This window comes from Agrobacterium sp. InxBP2 (genome assembly GCF_026191755.1).
Taxonomy (GTDB): domain Bacteria; phylum Pseudomonadota; class Alphaproteobacteria; order Rhizobiales; family Rhizobiaceae; genus Agrobacterium; species Agrobacterium pusense.
Genome location: NZ_JAINDY010000027.1, coordinates 29,337 through 48,787 on the forward strand (window position 1 = coordinate 29,337; position 19,451 = coordinate 48,787).

General features: G+C 59.6%; 14 protein-coding genes. 5 read left to right on the plus strand and 9 right to left on the minus strand.

Annotation, left to right across the window (positions count from 1 at the left end; genetic code table 11):
* Nucleotides 1-10: 10 nt before the first annotated feature.
* The 4 genes from K7A42_RS09840 to trxA all read left to right on the plus strand — a co-directional run bounded on the left by K7A42_RS09840 (nt 11) and on the right by trxA (nt 7,875).
* A complete protein-coding gene (locus K7A42_RS09840; RefSeq protein WP_282455088.1) occupies nt 11-748 on the plus strand; it encodes a nucleotidyltransferase family protein in 738 nt (245 codons plus the stop codon).
* Nucleotides 745-3,930 carry a double-strand break repair protein AddB gene (addB, locus tag K7A42_RS09845; RefSeq protein ID WP_282455089.1) on the plus strand — a complete coding sequence of 1,062 codons (3,186 nt, stop codon included), beginning with the start codon at nt 745-747 and terminating at the stop codon, nt 3,928-3,930. Before K7A42_RS09840 ends, addB begins: the two co-directional genes overlap by 4 nt.
* Entirely contained in the window at nt 3,920-7,477 is a 3,558-nt protein-coding gene (addA, locus tag K7A42_RS09850; RefSeq protein WP_282455090.1) for a double-strand break repair helicase AddA, read from the plus strand. Before addB ends, addA begins: the two co-directional genes overlap by 11 nt.
* Before the next feature lie 77 nt (nt 7,478-7,554).
* A complete protein-coding gene (gene trxA, locus K7A42_RS09855; RefSeq protein ID WP_003516334.1) occupies nt 7,555-7,875 on the plus strand; it encodes a thioredoxin in 321 nt (106 codons plus the stop codon).
* A 47-nt stretch (nt 7,876-7,922) separates the two neighbouring features.
* On the opposite strand, the gene K7A42_RS09860 is transcribed toward trxA, so the two are convergent.
* The 8 genes from K7A42_RS09860 to K7A42_RS09895 form a co-directional block, all read right to left on the minus strand.
* On the minus strand, nt 7,923-9,302 hold the full coding sequence (locus tag K7A42_RS09860) for a bifunctional folylpolyglutamate synthase/dihydrofolate synthase (RefSeq protein ID WP_282455091.1): 1,380 nt from the start codon (nt 9,300-9,302) through the stop codon (nt 7,923-7,925).
* An 87-nt stretch (nt 9,303-9,389) separates the two neighbouring features.
* Nucleotides 9,390-10,286, minus strand: coding sequence for an acetyl-CoA carboxylase, carboxyltransferase subunit beta (gene accD, locus K7A42_RS09865; protein WP_174151119.1), 897 nt, complete (start codon nt 10,284-10,286; stop codon nt 9,390-9,392).
* Nucleotides 10,287-10,313: 27 nt separating this feature from the next.
* Entirely contained in the window at nt 10,314-11,153 is an 840-nt protein-coding gene (gene trpA / locus K7A42_RS09870; protein WP_282455092.1) for a tryptophan synthase subunit alpha, read from the minus strand.
* Between the two features lie 4 nt (nt 11,154-11,157).
* Complete coding sequence (gene trpB, locus K7A42_RS09875) at nt 11,158-12,378, minus strand: tryptophan synthase subunit beta (RefSeq protein ID WP_004444279.1); 1,221 nt, start codon at nt 12,376-12,378, stop codon at nt 11,158-11,160.
* A gap of 1 nt (nt 12,379) precedes the next feature.
* A complete protein-coding gene (locus tag K7A42_RS09880) occupies nt 12,380-13,042 on the minus strand; it encodes a phosphoribosylanthranilate isomerase (protein WP_282455093.1) in 663 nt (220 codons plus the stop codon).
* A 102-nt stretch (nt 13,043-13,144) separates the two neighbouring features.
* The gene (locus tag K7A42_RS09885; RefSeq protein ID WP_037090036.1) at nt 13,145-13,912 is read right to left on the minus strand and encodes a M48 family metallopeptidase; all 768 of its coding nucleotides are present in this window, start codon (nt 13,910-13,912) and stop codon (nt 13,145-13,147) included.
* Nucleotides 13,913-13,981: 69 nt separating this feature from the next.
* Nucleotides 13,982-15,214, minus strand: a complete 1,233-nt coding sequence (locus K7A42_RS09890; RefSeq protein WP_282455175.1) for a polyhydroxyalkanoate depolymerase — start codon at nt 15,212-15,214, stop codon at nt 13,982-13,984.
* 123 nt (nt 15,215-15,337) lie between these two features.
* A complete protein-coding gene (locus tag K7A42_RS09895) occupies nt 15,338-16,180 on the minus strand; it encodes a fumarylacetoacetate hydrolase family protein (protein ID WP_035208046.1) in 843 nt (280 codons plus the stop codon).
* A gap of 128 nt (nt 16,181-16,308) precedes the next feature.
* Between K7A42_RS09895 and K7A42_RS09900 the strand changes: the two genes are divergently transcribed.
* Nucleotides 16,309-16,911 (plus strand): nitroreductase family protein, encoded by a 603-nt coding sequence (locus tag K7A42_RS09900; protein WP_006700108.1) that lies wholly within the window; start codon nt 16,309-16,311, stop codon nt 16,909-16,911.
* 104 nt (nt 16,912-17,015) lie between these two features.
* Here the strand turns inward: K7A42_RS09900 and gyrB are convergent, their stop codons facing one another.
* Nucleotides 17,016-19,451 (minus strand): DNA topoisomerase (ATP-hydrolyzing) subunit B, encoded by a 2,436-nt coding sequence (gene gyrB / locus K7A42_RS09905; RefSeq protein WP_004444267.1) that lies wholly within the window; start codon nt 19,449-19,451, stop codon nt 17,016-17,018.

Below are 19,451 nucleotides of genomic sequence, written 5' to 3' on the forward strand. Positions count from 1 at the left end.
GTTGACCACGATGACGATCAAAAACGCGATGGTGCTGGCCGCCGGGCTCGGTACTCGGATGCGCCCGATCACCGATACGATCCCGAAGCCACTCGTACAGATCGCCGGCAAGCCAATGATCGATTATGTGCTCGACGCCCTGGTCGAAGCCGGTGCCGAAACAATTGTCGTCAATGTGCACCACCACGCCGAGCAGATGGTCGCCCATCTTCAGCGCCGCGCCGATGCCGAAATCCTGATTTCCGACGAACGCTCCCAGCTGATGAATTCCGGCGGCGGTCTCGCCAAGGGTCTGAAGCTTCTGGAACCCGGCCCGGTCTTCGTCATGAATGCCGATCTCTTCTGGATCGGTGAGCAGCTGCACGTGGCCAGCAATCTGCGCAAGCTAGCACAGTTCTTCGATCCCGGTCGGATGGATATGGCACTGCTCTGTGTCGACATGGATCGGACCACCGGCCACAATGGCAAGAGGGATTTCAACCTCGCCGGGGACGGAAGACTGACCCGCCTTCGCGAGGGCGACACGAACCCCGTCGTCTATGCCGGCGCCATCGCCATGGACTCGCGGCTGCTTGACGACGCACCCGCGGACGCTTTCAACCTGAATATTTACTTCGATCGCGCGATTGAAAAGGCCCGGCTTTACGGGCTGCCGCTGGATGGTCACTGGATTACCGTCGGCACGCCGGACGCCATAGACGATGCTGAGAACATCATCCGGCAATTCAGGGAAAAACGCTCTGCATGACGGGCTCCCACCACGCAAAGCGCGTTCTGACGATCGCCGCGGGAACACCGTTCCTCAAAACGCTTGCGGAAACGCTGTGCGACGGAAGACTGGCGGCAGGCTATCGATATGACCCGGCCGATCCCCTGTCGCTTGCCAAGGTGACGATATATGTGCCGACGCGACGTTCGGCCCGCGTGCTGCGCTCGGAATTCGTCGATCTTCTTGGCGGCCGTTCCGCCATTCTGCCGCTCATCCGGCCCCTTGGCGAAACGGATGACGACAGCGGTTTCTTCGATGTCGAAAACCCTGAGATCATGGATCTCGCGCCGCCGATTTCCGGCACCGGCCGACTGATCGAACTCGCGCGTCTCATCCTTGCATGGCGCAACAGCCTGCCGGACGCCATCCGGGCGATCCATTCCGATTCGCCGCTGGTCGCCCCCGCCAGCCCGGCCGACGCGATATGGCTCGCGCGTGCGCTGGCAGAGGTGATCGACGCGATGGATACGGAAGAAAAAGATTGGGAAGCGCTTCAGCATCTCGATACCGGTGATCACGCTCAATGGTGGCAGCTCACGGCCGATTTTCTAAAGATCGCCAGCATCTTCTGGCCCGCCCGGCTTGCCGAACTCAACAGATCTTCGGCCGGACGGCACCGAAACGCCATCCTCCGGGCAGAAGCGAACCGAATTGCCACATTGCCGGACACCGGTCCGATCATCGTCGCTGGCTCGACAGGCTCCATTCCCGCCGCCGCCGATCTCATCGCCGCCGTTGCAGCTTTACCGCAAGGCGTGGTGGTGCTTCCGGGGCTTGATCTTGCCATGCCGGAAGAGCAATGGCAGGCGATAGCCGAGGACCCCACCGATCCTTCGAGCCGCACTCACTCGCAATACGGGCTTTATGTCCTGCTGCAGAAACTGGGCATCCTGCGTGACGATGTGGCTCCGATCGGTGCCCTCGATAACGATCTGGAAAAGCGCGCCGCGGTGTTTTCGGCAGCGCTTGCGCCGGCCAAATCCACCAGTGACTGGAACCGATGGCGTGAAGACCGGGATTCCGCAATTTTCTACGATGCCTTTGCAGCGGCCACGCTGATTGAAGCTGCCAACGAGCGCGAAGAGGCCACCGCCATCGCAGTGGCGCTCAGGCTTGCGCTCGAAGCACCAGCCTCGGAACGGCCTTCGCAGGCGGCCCTGATAACACCCGACCGTGGGCTGGCGCGGCGCGTGGCAACGGAGTTGCAACGCTTCGGCATCGAAGCCGACGATTCCGCCGGCACGCCGCTTTCGGCAACCGCCCAGGCCGGCCTCACGCAACTCGCGCTGGAGGCGATCCTGAGGCCCGGAGACCCGGTGCCGATCATTTCCCTTCTGAAACACCCGCTCGCCCGTTTCGGGCTCTCGAGCGAAGCTTTCACCAGAGCTTCGAAGGCGCTTGAGCTGATTGCGCTGCGAGGCGGCCGCGTCGAAACTGAAGTGGGCAATCTGGAAACGGTTCTTGACACCCAACTCCTTGCGCAACGCGAGGACAGACATCCGCCCGCCTGGCGGCTGGCCCTGCCTGACGGAAGCGTTGACGCCGCGCGTGATCTGGCGCGACGAATTGCAATGGCCACAGAGCCGCTGCGCTCCGCCTTCGTCCGCCGCGACCGATCTGGCCGGGCCTTTACCGACAGGTTGCCTCTTTCCGACTGGGCGGAACGGACCGGCCGCGTGATGGAAGCCATCTGTGGGGATGAAAATACAGATCTTGCCGCTCTCTGGTCTGGCGAGGCCGGAGACAAGCTTTCCAGCCTCTTTGCCGAACTGATGGAAAGCGGAGATATCCTCGACGCGGACGGTCCGCAATGGATCGATATATTCGCGGCGCTTGTGGCAGGGGAATCAATCAAGCCAAGATCGATGCGCCATCCGCGCATCTTCATCTTCGGCGCGCTGGAAGCGCGGCTGCAAAGTGTCGATACGGTCATCATCGGCGGTCTCAATGAAGGCCTCTGGCCGGGCCAAACGGCGAATAATCCGTTTCTTTCCCGCACCATGAAAACTGCGATCGGGCTGGAGCCGCCGGAACGGCGTATCGGCCAGCTCGCGCATGACTTTGAGATGGCCAACGGCACGCGACACATTTTCTACACCCGGGCGCTCAGGCAGGGCTCCACGCCTGCCGTCGCCTCACGCTGGCTGCAAAGGCTGCTGGCCTTGGGCGGCGAGGATTTTGCCAAGGTCCTTAAAAAACGTGGCGAGACATATCGCCATTGGACGGGTCTGATGGATGAGAGCATCGAGCAGGAGGCGGCAAAGCGCCCTTCCCCGAAACCGCCGGCTGAATTGCAGCCGACGCGTTACTCCTTCAGCGAAGTGGGCCGCCTGCGCCGCGACCCCTATTCGATCTATGCGCGGCGCATTCTGAAGCTCGACGCGCTTGACCCGTTCAACCGCGACCCGAACGCAGCCGATCGTGGCACGCTCTACCACACGATCATCGAGCGCTATTCCCGTGAGGGGCACATTCCCGGTACGTCGGCCTCGCTTTCGGCCATGCAGCGCATTCTCGACGAATGTTTCGATGCTGAAAACCTGCCTCCCCATGTAGATGTGATCTGGCGGCCACGTTTTGCAGCGGTGGCGCGCGCCTTCATCGACTGGGAAAAAGAACGTCATCCATCCATTCGTCACAGCTTTTTCGAGGCGCGCGCGGGCCAGGAAATCGTCGAAGCAGGCATAAGGCTCACCGGCGTCGCCGACCGCATCGACATCAAGACGAACGGTCAGGCGGATATTATCGACTACAAGACGGGGCTCGCGCCTTCCGTCAATCAGGCGCGCGCTCTGCTCGATCCGCAGCTTGCGCTGGAGGCGGCGGCCTTGATGCGCGGCGCCTTCCGCGAAGCCGGTTCGCCCACACCGGAAAACCTCATCTATGTTCGCCTGCGGCCGGGCGAGCGTTTTTTCGCCGATCAGGTCAATAACGAACATTCCAGCCGAAGCGGGAAAAGACCGCCAAAATCGGCGATTGAGCTCGCGACGGAATCGATAGAACAGCTCACCAAATTCGTTCATTCGCTGCGCAACGGGGAAAACGGCTTCGCCTCGCGCCTGGTGCCGGAAGAACAGCAATCCTACGGCGGGGAATATGATCACCTCGCCCGCGTTTCGGAATGGTCGACGGCAGAACCGGGAGACGGCGATGACGATTGATCCTTTCGACGCCGGCCCCGCCGCCGACACACCTGAAAGCTGGATCGACTGGACCAGCGCCCGGCAGCGGCTTGCTTCCGATCCCGCCAGTTCAGCCTGGGTGTCGGCCAATGCCGGTTCCGGCAAGACCCACGTACTGACCCAGCGCGTCATCCGCCTGCTTCTGGCTGGCTGCCGGCCTTCGGCGATCCTCTGCCTCACCTATACCAAGGCCGCAGCATCGGAAATGTCGAGCCGCGTCTTCGACCGTCTGGCGGAATGGGCTACTTCGCCGGATTCCGATCTCAAGGACCGCATCGCCGCCATCGAAGGCAAGGCGCCGGATCGCATCAAGCTCGCCGAGGCGCGCAGGCTCTTCGCCAAGGCGCTGGAAACACCGGGCGGTTTGAAGATCCAGACAATCCACGCCTTCTGCGAGGCGTTGCTGCACCAATTTCCGCTGGAAGCCAATGTCGCCGGCCATTTCTCCGTTCTCGACGACCGCGCCGCAACCACGCTGCTGGCTGAGGCGCGCCGTTCGCTCCTGACCGCTGTTTCGACGGAAAGCGATGCGGACCTGGCGCAGGCGCTGGCCTATGTTCTCGATCTCGCCGATGAAAGCGGGTTGGAAGCGCTGCTTTCCGCCATCATCGCCAATCGCAGTGCCCTGCGGGCCTTCCTTCTGGATGCCAAACAGTCAGGCGGCATCGATGCCCGGTTGCGGCAGGCGATGCAGATTGCAGATGGAGAGACCGAAGAAACTGCCGCGGCCGCTTTCTGGCCTCTGCCCGGCCTCTCCGGCCTCGCGCTCGATACGTACCTCACCCTTGCCGACGAGGTGGGTGGATCACGCGTCATCGATGTCGCCTATGCACTCAGGGAAGCAAAACGACAACCAGACCCCGTGCGGCGGATGGAATTCATCGAAGCCGCCCTGCTGACGGCCAAGGGTGAAAAGAAATCGGATGCCTATGTCATCAACAAGGGCATGCAGAAATCCGCCCCCGAACTTCTCGACGCGCTGACGCTGGCGCGGGACCATGTCGTTGCGTGCCGCAACCGTTATCGTCTGGTGAGGATGCTGGCGGCGACCAAATGCGCCCTTGTTCTGGCGGAAAGGCTGATCGGTGATTTCGAAGACCTGAAGAAACAGCGAAGCCAGCTCGATTTCGAAGACCTGATCGAGCGCGCGGCCAACCTCCTCAACCGCGACACGGCGGGTGCGTGGGTGCATTACAAGCTGGATCAGGGCATCGACCATATTCTGGTGGATGAGGCGCAGGACACGAGCCCGGTGCAATGGTCGATCATCCAGTCGCTTGCGGCGGATTTCTTCACCGGCGAGAGCGCCCGCATGGGGCGGCGTACGCTGTTTGCCGTGGGCGATGAAAAACAGTCGATCTATTCATTCCAGGGCGCGCGGCCGGAACGGTTTTCGCAGGAGCGCGAAGAGACCAAGAGACGGGTCGATTCGGTCGAACAGGCCTTTCACCGCATCCGCCTGCCGCTATCCTTCCGATCCACGGAGGATGTACTGGCGGCTGTCGACCAGGTGTTTTCGGACCCGAATAACGCAAGCGGCCTCAGTGCCGATAACGAGCCGGTGGAGCACCGGTCCAACCGCGCTGGCCATCCCGGCACCGTGGAAGTGTGGGATATGGTGGCACCTGAAACCACCGAGGACGAAGAGGATTGGACAGCCCCCTTCGATGCGCTGCGGGAAAGCGCGCCGGCCACCATAATTGCCCGCCGGATCGCCGCGCGCATCGCCGATATGATCGGACGCGAGACCATCATCGAAAAAGGCGTGGAGCGCGCCATCGAACCGGGCGACATTCTGGTGCTTGTCAGAAAACGTCATGCCTTCGTCAATGCACTGACCCGGGAGCTGAAACGGCGCAAGAACATACCCGTTGCCGGCGCTGACCGCCTTCGTTTGACCGACCACATTGCCGTGCAGGACCTTCTGGCGCTCGGTCATTTCGTTGTCCTGCCCGAAGACGACCTTTCCCTTGCCGCACTTTTGAAAAGTCCACTCTTCAACCTGACGGAAGACGACGTTTTCGACATTGCCGCCATGCGATCGGAAACGGAGAGCGTCTGGAAACGGCTGCAAATCCTTGCGCAGGAAGAGAATAGCCATCTTTCCAGCGTTACCGCCAAGCTGGAAGGTTTTATCGCGCTTTCTAAAACGGCCACCGTGCATGATTTCTTCGCAGCGGTGCTTACACTGCACGACGGACGCAAAAAATTTCTCGGCAGGCTTGGCAACGAGGCAAGCGACGTTCTGGATGAATTCCTGTCCTTCGCGCTGGATCACGAAAGGACCGGCCTGCCCGGCCTGCAGGCCTTTCTCTCCGTCCTGGAAACTGACTCACCGGAGGTGAAGCGGGAGCAGGACAAGGATCGCGGCGAAGTTCGCATCATGACCGTGCACGCCTCCAAGGGGTTGGAAGCACCGGTCGTTTTTGTCGTCGATGGCGGTTCGAAGGCCTTCAATCACAGCCATGTGCCTAAACTGCGTTTTGTCGAAGCGGGTGAAGACGCCTTCCCGGTCTGGTTGCCCAGCAGCGGATTTTCAAACCACCTTATCCGATCAGATGAAGAGCGGCTGAAGACCGCCGCAGAAGATGAATATCGGCGGCTGCTTTATGTGGCCATGACGCGCGCCGCCGATCACCTCGTCGTCTGCGGTTATCGCGGCCAGAAGGAAAATCCCGAATGCTGGCATGCCATCGTCAAAAAGGCGCTTGCCAACAACGAAGACCATTGCAAGCCCCAGCTTTTCACGGCGGATGGTGAGGAATGGCAGGGGCTTGTCTGGCGCAAATCCGAACCGCGCTCGACACCTGTCCCACAAAGGCCGTCGGATACGCCGCAGCAGGAAGACTATGCCCTTCCAGCGGGACTTCTTACCCCTTTGCCGGCCCTGCCCTCTCTACCGAGACCGCTCAGCCCTTCCGGCGCGGGCACCATCATCGATGACGGTGCGGATGATCTCGCCGTGCGCTCACCACTGTTCGGGGGGAAAGCCGAGGTCTCTTCATTGGCGCTGCAGCGCGGACGGTTGGTGCATCGCATGCTTCAGGCGCTGCCCGATTTTCCGGCGTTCGAACGGGAAGAGGCGGCGCGCCGTTATGCTGAACGCGCGGCGCGGTTCTGGCCTGTTACCGAGCGCGAGCAATTGGTACGGGCCGTTTTGCGTGTCATGTCCGAACCCGCGGTTCAGCCGGCCTTCTCTGCCAACAGTCGCGCGGAAGTGTCGATCATGGGCACGATGGCCCTTGGCCGGCAGCAATATGCCGTCTCCGGCCGCATCGACCGGCTGGCGGTCGAGGGAGATCGCGTCATCCTGATCGATTACAAGACCAACCGAGTGCCGCCCCGCGAAGCGCGTGAAATACCCTTCTCCCATACGGCGCAGCTTGCCATTTATCGGGAAATTCTGGCACCGCTTTATCCCGGCAAGGAATTTGTCTGTGCGCTGATTTATACGGAAAATGCTGCCTTTATAACGGTTGGCGACGATGCGATGAGAGAGGCCCTTGCCGCAATAAAGACAAAGTGAGATACCGGGGCATTGAAATTTCGACGCGCCCGCATCACATCGATAGTGGAAAAGATTTACTGAAAGGAGAGCCAGATATGGCTACCGTAAAAGTCGATGCCGCCAACTTCCAGTCCGAAGTCCTTGAATCCTCCGAACCCGTCGTGGTGGATTTCTGGGCCGAATGGTGCGGCCCGTGCAAGATGATCGCGCCGAGCCTCGAGGAAATTTCCTCCGAGCTGGCCGGCAAGGTCAAGGTCGCAAAGCTGAATATCGACGAAAACCCGGAACTGGCCGCTCAGTTCGGCGTTCGCTCCATCCCGACGCTCGCCATTTTCAAAAGCGGTGAAGTGGCTGACATCAAGGTTGGCGCTGCTCCCAAGACAGCGCTTTCGGCCTGGATTTCCGGCGCCGCATAAGCAATATCAACGGAATGAAAAAAGCCCGGCATCGCTGCCGGGCTTTTTTATTGCGGAACCGTGCCGTTGAGGGCAAGTGCATTGCCAGCAAGGTAAAGCGAACCGCCGATCAGGATGCGCGGCGCCGGTCCTTCAGGGTCGAAGCGGCGCGACAACTCTTCCAGGGCATGTGTCAGAGACGATGTTGGCGCTGCAACGAGGCCAGCATCGAAGGCGGCATGGGCGAGTACCACAGGGTCGATCGCCGCATCCGTGCCGCCGATCGGCACGGTAAAGACATATTCGGCGATATCGGCGAAGGCCTTGAAATAGCCCACCGGATCCTTGGTGTTGATGAGGCCGGCAATGATGAAGAGCGGCCGCGGCGTCTTTTCCTCAAAACCCGCCATTGCCTCGGCAATCACTTCACCCGCACCGGGGTTATGGCCACCGTCGATCCAGATTTCCGCATCTTTCGGCGCCATTTCAGCGATTTTTCCAGTCAGGATGCGCTGAAGACGACCGGGCCATTCCACCGTGGTCATGGCCTTTTCGATCATCCGCTCCGTCACCTCAAAACCGGCAGCCTTGACGGCGCGGATCGCGGCGGCGGCATTGGCAAGCTGGTGACGGCCCGGGAGCCGTGGCAGCGGCGCATCCGTCAGTCCGAACTCATCCTGATAGACCATGCGGCCGAATTCTTCATGGGCGGAAAAATCCTGGCCATAGACGGACACCGGGCAACCGAGCCGTTCCGCCGTGGCGACAAGTGTTTCGAGCGCCGCGTCATATTCCTGATGGCCAATGACGACAGGTGAGCCCTTTTTCATGATTCCCGCCTTTTCGGCGGCAATCAGTTCCACGCGATCGCCGAGATAAGCCTGGTGATCAAGCGAAATCGGCATGATGACGGAAACCGCCGGGTTATTGATGACATTGGTCGCATCGAAACGGCCGCCCAAGCCAACCTCAACGACCGCGGCATCGGCGGGCTGTTCCGCAAAAAGCACGAACATAGCCGCAGTCAGGATTTCGAAAACCGTGATTGTCTGACCTGCATTGGCAGTTTCAATGCGGCGCAGCGCGTCCGCAAATATCTCGTCTTTGACGTAACGGCCTTTATCGCCCGCCACGCCTATACGGTATCGTTCGTGCCAATTTACCAGATGCGGTGAGGTATGAACGTGGACGGAGAGTCCTGCAGCCTCGAGGAGGGCACGGCAAAAGGCAGTAACCGAACCCTTGCCATTGGTGCCGGCTACATGGATCACCGGTGGCATTCTGTTTTGTGGATTGCCGAGTTTTTCGAGAAGACGGGAAATTCTGTCGAGTGAAAGATCAAAGCCCTTGGGGTGGAGCTGCATCAGCTCTTCAATGATCTTTTCTGCCTCACCGATCGCGGGCTTCGTCATGTCTTCCGTTCGCCTTTCAGGCGTTTTGCTTGTCATTTGTCCGCCGCCCTAAAAATGAAATCAGGCAACGTATAGCATCATCCCGAAGGCAATTTATGCCTCCGGGCGACATATTTTTTTTCCTCAGGCCGAAGCGGCCAGCGGGACGACAGCGTTTGCATTGTCAGCGGGCGCTTTGATCATGATCTTGAGCAGATTAGCCAGCGTGTCCGGGATTTCGCGACGATCAATAACCATATCCACCATGCCGTGCTCCAGCAGGTATTCCGAGGTCTGGAAGCCTTCCGGCAGCTTTTCGCGAATGGTCTGCTCGATCACGCGCTTGCCGGCGAAGCAGATTTCAGCGCCCGGTTCGGCAATATGCACGTCGCCGAGCATGGCATAGGAGGCCGTGACACCGCCCGTGGTCGGGTTCGTCAGAACCACGATGTAAGGCATGCCAGCTTCCTTCAGCATGTTTACCGCAACAGTGGTGCGGGGCAGCTGCATCAGAGAAAGAATGCCTTCCTGCATGCGCGCGCCACCGGAGGCCGGGAACATGACGAGCGGGCAGCGCTCGGAAATGGCGCGCTCAAAGGCCTTGACGATAGCTTCACCGGCGGCGATGCCGAGCGAACCGCCCATGAACTGGAATTCATGCACGACGGCCACGATCTTCAGGCCCTTCAGCAGGCCAACGCCGGCAAGGATGGTATCCTCCTGCTCGGTCTTCGCGCGGCTATCACGCAGGCGATCGGTGTATTTCTTGGAATCGCGGAACTTCAATGGGTCCTGCGCCACCTTCGGCTGCGGCAGAGCCTCATAGACGCCGCCATCGAAAAGATCGGCAAGACGAGCTTTTGCCGGCATCTTCATGTGATAGCCGGACGCAGGGATGACCCACTTATTGTCCTCGAGATCCTTATGGAAGACCATTTCGCCCGTTTCCGGGCACTTGATCCAAAGGTTTTCCGGAACCTCCGGGCGGCGGCCGAGCATGGAATTGATCCGCGGCCGAACGTAATTGGTGATCCAGTTCAACTGTCTACTCCTGACTGGGCCGCGCGCTTATTCCGCAGCGGCGAGGCGCGATGCACGCACGCCCGTTGAAAGTCCTTTTACCAGCGTCGTAACCGCCGGCACGGTATCTGCGGTTGCCTGTCCATCCTTGGTCAGGCTGCCGGCAATCTGGTTGACGATGGCGGAACCCACTACCACACCGTCCGCCACGGCACCGATTGCCTTGGCATGATCAGCCGTCTTGACACCGAAACCGACACAGACCGGCAGTTCCGTATGCGCCTTGATACGACCGACAGCGCCCGAGATCAACGACGGATCGGGAAGCGCTGAACCGGTGATACCGTTCATCGAGACGTAATACACGAAACCTGAGGTATTTTTAAGGACGGTCGGCAGGCGTTTGCCATCGGTGGTCGGCGTTGCAAGACGGATGAAGTTGATGCCGCGCGCAAGCGCCGGAATGCAGAGCTCATCATCCATTTCCGGCGGCAGATCGACCACAATCAGGCCATCGATGCCTGCCGCCAGTGCGTCGTCCAGAAATTTTTCGACGCCATAGATATAGATCGGGTTGTAATAGCCCATCATCACAATCGGCGTTGAATCGTCTTCCTTGCGGAACTCCCGAGCAAGATCGAGCGTGGTTTTCAGCGTCTGTCCGCCCTTCAGCGCGCGCTGGCCAGCGAGCTGAATGGCCGGGCCGTCCGCCATTGGGTCGGAAAACGGCATACCGAGTTCGATAACGTCGGCACCGGCTTCCGGCAGCGCCTTCATGATGCCAAGCGAGGTCTGGAAATCCGGGTCGCCGCCCATGAAATAGGTAATCAGGGCCGGGCGATTTTCCGCGCGCAGATCGGCGAAGCGCTTGTCCATACGTGCAGTCATGATCTTATACATCCATTCCAAGGAACTTGCTGACAGTGTGGACATCCTTGTCGCCGCGGCCGGAGAGATTCATCAGGATGATCTCGTCCTTGCCCATTTTCGGCGCACGCTTGATGACCTCGGCCAAAGCGTGGCTCGGCTCCAGAGCCGGAATGATGCCTTCAAGGCGGGTTAGCATCTGGAAGGCATCCAGCGCCTCATGGTCCATGATCGGCACATATTCGACGCGGCCGATGTCGTTCAGCCAGGAATGTTCAGGGCCGATACCGGGATAATCGAGGCCTGCGGAGATCGAATGGCCTTCCTTGATCTGACCATCCGCATCCTGCAGCAGATAGGTGCGGTTGCCGTGCAGCACGCCCGGCGACCCGGCAGTGATAGAAGCGCAATGCTCTTCGCCCGAAAGGCCCTTTCCACCCGCCTCGACGCCAACGATGCGGACGCTCTTGTCATCAAGGAAAGGATGGAAGATGCCGATGGCGTTAGAGCCGCCGCCAACTGCCGCAATGACCATATCTGGCAGACGGCCTTCCGCTTCCAGCATCTGCGCCTTGGCTTCCTCGCCGATAACGGCCTGGAAATCGCGGACCATTTCCGGATAGGGGTGCGGGCCCGCGGCAGTACCAATCAGGTAATAAGTGTCGTCGACATTGGTGACCCAGTCACGCAGTGCCTCGTTCATGGCATCCTTCAGCGTGCCGTGGCCGGCCGTGACCGGCTTTACCTCGGCGCCGAGAAGCTTCATACGGAACACGTTCGGCGCCTGACGCGCGACGTCCGTCGCGCCCATGTAAACGACGCAGGGCAGACCGAAACGTGCCGCCACCGTGGCCGAAGCAACGCCGTGCTGGCCGGCACCGGTCTCCGCGATGATGCGGGTCTTTCCCATGCGCTTGGCAAGCAGGATCTGGCCGAGGCAATTGTTGATCTTGTGTGAACCCGTGTGGTTCAGTTCTTCGCGCTTGAAGTAAATCTTCGCGCCGCCGAGTTCCGCCGTCAGGCGCTCCGCGAAATAAAGCGGGCTTGGACGACCGGTATAGTGTGCGCCGAGATGCTTGAGCTCAGCCTGAAACTCGGGATCGGTCTTGGCCTTGTCCCATTCCGCCTGCAAATCCAGAATGAGTGGCATCAGCGTTTCAGCAACGAAGCGACCTCCGTAAATGCCGAAACGTCCGTCCTCATCAGGACCAGCGCGAAAAGAATTGGGTGTTGGCGCGTCGTTCACTTCAAGCTCCCTTTGGGCCTTTCGACCAATCATTCACCACATCGAAAAAAGCGTCGATCATGGACAGATCCTTGACGCCCGGCGCGCTTTCGACGCCAGATGACAAATCTATTCCGCTCGCCCGGGTTTCTGCCAGAGCCTCGGCGACATTGTCCTTGTTCAGCCCCCCGGAAAGCATGTAATCGATGCTTCCGTCAAGGGAGCGCAGGATGGTCCAGTCGAAGGAAACACCGTTCCCGCCCGGAAGCTCCGAACCAGCGGGCGCCTTGGCATCCAGCAGAAAACGATCGGCTACCCCGTTATAAGGACCAATTTTGGCAAGATCAGCGGCATCGCGAATGGAAATCGCCTTCATGACCGGCAGGCCGTAAAGCGCCTTGATGGTCAACAGCCGCTCCGGGCTTTCACTGCCGTGCAGCTGCAGAATGTCAGGTTTTACAAGATCGACGATTTCATCGAGGTAATCATTATCGGCATTGACGGTGACGGCGACCACCTTGGCTGCGCCACGGGCGGCTTCGGCCAGCTTACCGGCTAAATCGGGCTCGATGTTGCGTGGACTTTTTTCAAAGAAAATAAAACCGACATGCGACGCGCCGCGCCTGATGGCGCGCTCCAGCGCTTCCGGTGTCTTCAATCCGCAAATCTTGATATCCGGTTTCATATCCGCGACCTGACACGAAATGCGACGAGAGTCGAGCCAAATCGCATCCGTTATTGATGGAATGTTTCACGTGAATCCAGATGGCGATCGACGCCCTAAGTTTCAATCGAAATCGATGGCGTGGAGTTTGGAGCCATTATGTTTCAGCCAGTCCTTGGCTTCATCGGTGTGCGGGCAGAGTTTTTCGCACAAAGCCCAGAATTTCGGTCCGTGGTTCATTTCCCTCAAATGCGCGACCTCGTGGGCGGCGAGATAATCGATGACCTTTTCCGGAGCCATGACTATGCGCCAGGAAAAGCTCAGGTTTCCATCATGGGAACAGGAACCCCAGCGGCTGCGTGTATCCTTCATGCTGATCGATCGCACCGGCCGGCCGGCCGCTCTGGCATGAACGGCCACAAGCCGCTCCAGGTCGGCCTTCGCCTCCTTTTTCAGGAAGGCCGCTATCCGCCGTCTCAGATGCTCGGGCGCGCCGCTGACTTTCAGAACGGGCGCGCCATCAGCGTCTTTCGCGACATGCGTCAGGCCGCGCAGGCTGCCCGTATGGTCAATACGGTGGGCTATGCCCCTGATATCGATGGTCGTGCCGGAACGCAGACCGTCGTCAGGACTGAACTTCGGAAGTTTGCCTTCCAGCCAGCCCTGATGTCTCTCGAGAAAATCATCCACCTGGCGATGATGCAGACCCATCGGGATCGTCAGCTTCAGCGCCCGGCCGCCCGGCTCGATGCGCAAGGTAATGCGCGTCGCCCGCGGGTTCTCCCTGACCGTGATCGGCACCTGCCGGCCTGCCACCGAGACGGTGCGCTGGCTCGGCACGACCTTCTTTGGCGCCGGGGACTTCAGGGATTTTCTGAGGAGCGAAAACATGAAGCCTTCATAACCGATTCGTCCATCCCTTGGCCACGCAAATGCGCGGCGTCACCTACCGTTCTGCCGTTAGGTCGTCTTGTGTTTACCAATGAAATCCAGCATACGCGGTACGATCTCCTTGCGGAAGCGCGAACCGTTGAAGACACCGTAATGCCCTACATCCGGCTGCATGTAGTGCGCGCGTTTATCTTCAGGGATGTTGCGGCAGAGATCGTGCGCTGCCTTTGTCTGGCCGACGCCGGAAATATCGTCATTCTCCCCTTCGACAGTGAACAATGCGACCTTGCGGATGGCAGCGGGATCGACCGCCCTGCCCCGATGCAGCATGTTTCCCTTCGGCAGCGCATGGTCGATGAAGACGGTTTCCACCGTCTGCAGATAAAATTCCGCCGTCAGATCCATGACGGCCAGATATTCATCGTAAAATTCGCGGTGTTTTTCGGCGGAATCGCCGTCATTCTTGACCAGGTTGAGGTAAAAATCCTTGTGCGCCGTCATGTGCCTGTCGAGGTTCATGGACATGAAACCCGACAGCTGCAGGAAGCCCGGATAGACGTTGCGGCCGAAGGCTGGCTGCGGCCACGGCACCTGCATGACGACATTGTCGCGGAACCATTCGATCGGCTTGGCCTTGGCGAGACCGTTGACGGCGGTGGGGTTGATGCGCGTATCGATCGGCCCGCCCATCAGCGTCATGGAAGCGGGTGCAAACGCGTCACCATCCGCCTCCATCAGGGAAACGGCAGCCAAAACAGGCACGGATGGCTGGCAGACAGCAACCACATGGGTGCCGGGGCCGATCTGCCGCAGCATCTCGATGACATAGTCGATATAATCGTCGAGATCGAAGGTTCCCTCCGCTGCCGGCACCATCCGGGCATCGGCCCAATCGGTGATGTAAATATCGGTCGAGGGCAATAGTGCCTCCACGGTCCCGCGTAGCAGGGTTGCATAGTGGCCGGACATCGGGGCCACCAGTAGCACCTTCAGGTTGGACTGGGGGGCTGGATCGAGTTCTTTTTTGAAATGAAGCAGATTGCAGAACGGGCGCGACCAGACGGTCTCCTCCGTGACAACCACGGTTTGGCCATCAATGACCGTGGAGCCGAGACCGAATTCAGGCTTGACGTAGCGGCGCGTCAGCCGTTCGAAAACCTCGAAACCGGCATCGAGGCTTCTGCCGAAGGCCGTACTGGACAGCGGATTAAGAGGATTGTTGCAGGCCTGGCGCATCATATCGGCACCGGCACGCAGCGGTGCCATGGCCGCATGGTTCATTTCATAGAGGTGGTAGAACACTGATGACGCCTCCCTCGCGATCACGCTCTTTTTTTCAACCATAGCAGCTTTTCGCAGGTGCACAAAATCGAAGGCGCCGGCGGTTTCCCGCCAGCGCCTCACTTTCCGTCGAACGCCGTTTAATCAGATGTCGGCGACGAAGGTCTGCTTCTGAGAACCGAGACCCTCGATACCGAGTTCGACGACATCGCCAGCCTTCAGGTAACGCGGCGGCTTCAGGCCCATGCCGACGCCGGGAGGCGTGCCGGTGGAAATGACATCGCCGGGATGCAGCGACATGAACTGGCTGAGGTAGGAGACAACGTGGGCCACGCCGTAAACCATCGTCTTGCTGGAACCGTCCTGCATGGTCTGGCCGTTGACCTTCAGCCACATTCCGAGGTTCTGCGGATCGGTGATTTCGTCCTTCGTCACCAGCCACGGGCCGATGGGGCCGAAAGTGTCGCAGGACTTACCCTTGGTCCACTGGCCCGCGCGCTCCGTCTGGAAGGCGCGCTCGGAAACATCGTGCGAAACGCAATAACCGGCGACATAATCGAGAGCATCCGCCTCGGAGACATATTTGGCGGTCTTGCCGATGACGACGCCAAGCTCGACTTCCCAGTCGGTCTTTTCCGAACCGCGCGGGATGACGACATTGTCATTCGGACCAACGATGGCCGAGGTGGCCTTCATGAAAATGACCGGTTCCGGCGGTACGGTGGCACCCGTTTCAGCGGCATGGTCGGAGAAGTTAAGGCCGATGCAGATGAATTTCCCCGTTCCCGCAACGCAGGCGCCGATGCGCTCTTGGTTCAGCACCGGAAGTGTGCCGACATCGATCGCGGCGATCTTTTTGAGACCCTCGGGAGAAATGGCTTCGCCGCCGATATCTTTGACATGGGCGGACAGATCGCGGACTTTTCCTTCCGCGTCGAGGATTGCAGGTTTTTCCTGGCCGGGCTGGCCGACACGCATCAATTTCATGGAACTCTCTCCCGGTTGTCAGACAAGGTGATGCATATATGAACGATGCATTCATACTTGTCACCCCTTGACTGCGCCGAGTTTCGAAAAATACCTTTTCCTTCCCGTCAATCAAAAGGACATGGCCCGTGACGAACAGCAATAACCGGCAATCAGAATACCCCGTTGATCCCCTCTTCCTCGATCGCTGGTCTCCGCGCGCCTTCGATGGTCACGCCATGCCGGCGCAGCATCTGATGACCATTCTGGATGCGGCGCACTGGGCGCCCTCCGCCTCCAATCATCAGCCGTGGCGGTTTGTCTATGCACACAAGGACAGTAAAGACTGGCCGCTCTTCGTGGAACTGCTGATGGAGGGAAATCAGCGCTGGGCAAAAAACGCCTCCGTGCTGCTTTTCGTCATTTCCCGAGACTACAATATCTCGCACGACGGCGAGAAGAAACCGTCAGCAACCCATTCCTTCGATGCCGGCGCCGCCTGGTTTTCACTTGCCATGCAGGCGCACCTGCTCGGTTACCATGCGCACGGCATGGCCGGCATATTCAAGGACAAGATCGTCGAAAAACTGAATATACCGGAAGGCTACAAGGTGGAGGCAGGAGTCGCCATCGGCACGCTCACCGACAAGTCCGTTCTTCCTGATGATCTGGCGGAACGGGAGGTGCCAAGCAAACGCCTGCCCCTTTCCGATGTTGCCTTTGAAGGTCGCTTCACCGGCAAGGCTGACTGATCACCATTATCCGCATAAAATCAAAAGGCCCGGCGGAGATTACCGCCGGGCCTTTTGTTAAAGTTTCGTTTCACGTGAATCGTTACGCGAAACATTCCCCAAATTTAAATATCCAGGTTAGCGACGCTGAGTGCATTTTCCTGGATAAAGTCGCGGCGTGGTTCGACTTCGTCACCCATGAGGCGGGCAAACAGGCCGTCGGCATCAGTCGCGTCACTTACTCTTACCTGCAGCAGCGAGCGAACGTTGGCATCGAGTGTGGTTTCCCAAAGCTGCTCGGCATTCATTTCGCCAAGACCCTTGTAGCGCTGCATGGAGAGACCCTTGCGTCCGGCAGCGAAAATCGCATCCAGAAGCGCGCGCGGGCCGGCCAGCTCCATCGTGCCATCCTTGCGTTGCAGAACCGGCGGCGTGGCGTAGATATCACGCGTGCGGGCCGCAAGCTGGTCGATGTGCCGGGCATCGGCAGAACCGAGCAGGCCCATATCCAGCGTCGAGACTTCCTTGACGCCGCGCACCATGCGTTCGAAGCGCAGACCGCCGTCTTGCAGCACAGTGCCGGACCAGCCGCGTTCGGTCTCTTCAGCAATCATATCGAGACGCCGGGCCACTTCGGCAACAGTTTCCTCCGCACGCGCCGCGTCGGCGGAAAGCTCGGGGTTGAGTGCGCCGGCAATGGCCGCCTGCTCCACGATGGAGCGGCTGTAACGGGAATGCAGCCCGTCGATCAGCGAGCGCATGCGCAGCGCATCCAGAATGACTTCACGAAGATCGGCGCCAACACGCACTTCGCCAGAGCCGAGCGTCAAAGATGCTTCCTCGATACCCATGGAAATCAGATACTCTTCCAGCGCTTTTTCGTCCTTCAGGTACTGAACGGATTTACCGCGCGTCACCTTATAAAGCGGCGGCTGGGCGATATAGAGATGGCCGCGTTCGATCAGTTCCGGCATCTGGCGGAAGAAGAAGGTCAACAGCAGTGTACGGATGTGGGCGCCATCGACGTCAGCATCCGTCATGATGATGATCTTGTGGTAACGCAGCTTATCGGCGTTGAACTCGTCCTTGCCGATGGAGGTGCCGAGCGCCGTAATCAGCGTGCCGATTTCCTGGCTGGACAACATCTTGTCGAAACGGGCGCGTTCGACATTGAGGATCTTGCCGCGTAGCGGCAGGATTGCCTGCGTCTCGCGCGAGCGGCCTTGCTTGGCCGAACCGCCGGCGGAGTCACCCTCGACGAGGAACAGTTCTGATTTTGCCGGATCGCGCTCGGAGCAGTCGGCGAGCTTGCCGGGCAGAGAGGCAATATCGAGCGCTCCTTTGCGGCGTGTCAATTCGCGCGCCTTGCGGGCGGCTTCTCGGGCGACAGCGGCTTCAACCACCTTGCCAACGAGGATTCTCGCGTCGGATGGATGTTCTTCGAGCCAAGTGGAGAGTGCTTCGTTGACGAGGCTTTCGACAACCGGACGCACTTCAGACGACACAAGCTTGTCTTTCGTCTGCGAGGAAAACTTGGGGTCTGGCACCTTGACGGAAAGGATGGCCGTCAGACCTTCACGGCAGTCCTCACCCTGAAGGCTTACCTTTTCCTTTTTCAGGATGCCGGAGGTTTCGGCATAGGAGGTGACCTGGCGGGTCAGCGCGGCGCGGAAACCTGCCATATGGGTGCCACCATCGCGCTGCGGAATGTTGTTGGTGAAGCAAAGCACGTTCTCGTGGTAGCTGTCGTTCCACCAGAGTGCGACCTCAACCGTAATGCCATCCTTTTCACCCTTGATGGCGACCGGCTTATCAACCAGCGGCTTCTTGGCGCGGTCGAGATAACGGACGAAGGCCTCGAGGCCGCCATCATACAGCAGTTCTTCCTGCTTGACGTCGGAATGGCGCTTGTCGGTGAGCAGGATGCGCACGCCGGAGTTCAGGAATGCGAGTTCGCGCAGGCGATGCTCCAGCGTTCCATAATCATAGTCGGTCATGGTGAAGGTTTCAGGGCTTGCCAGGAAGGTGACTTCCGTGCCCGAACGGCCTTCATATTCGCCGATAACGGAAAGCGGCGCGTCGGCGACACCATGGGTAAAGCCAATCTCGTGCACCTTGCCATTGCGGCGGATGCGGAGCTTCAGCCAGACGGAGAGCGCGTTGACCACCGAAACGCCGACACCGTGCAGACCGCCCGACACCTTGTAAGAATTCTGGTCGAACTTCCCGCCCGCATGCAGCTGGGTCATGATGACCTCGGCGGCAGAAACGCCCTCGGAGGAATGGATGTCAGTCGGAATGCCGCGTCCGTTATCGGTCACCGTGACGGAGCCGTCGGCATTCAGGGTCACCGTCACCAGGTCGGCGTGGCCCGCAAGCGCCTCATCGATGGCGTTGTCGACGACTTCGTAGACCATGTGATGCAGGCCGGAACCGTCATCGGTATCGCCGATATACATGCCGGGCCGTTTGCGCACGGCATCAAGGCCCTTGAGGACCTTGATCGAATCGGCTCCATATTCCGCGTTCGCGCCGACTTCGCTTGACGATGTTTCGGTCAT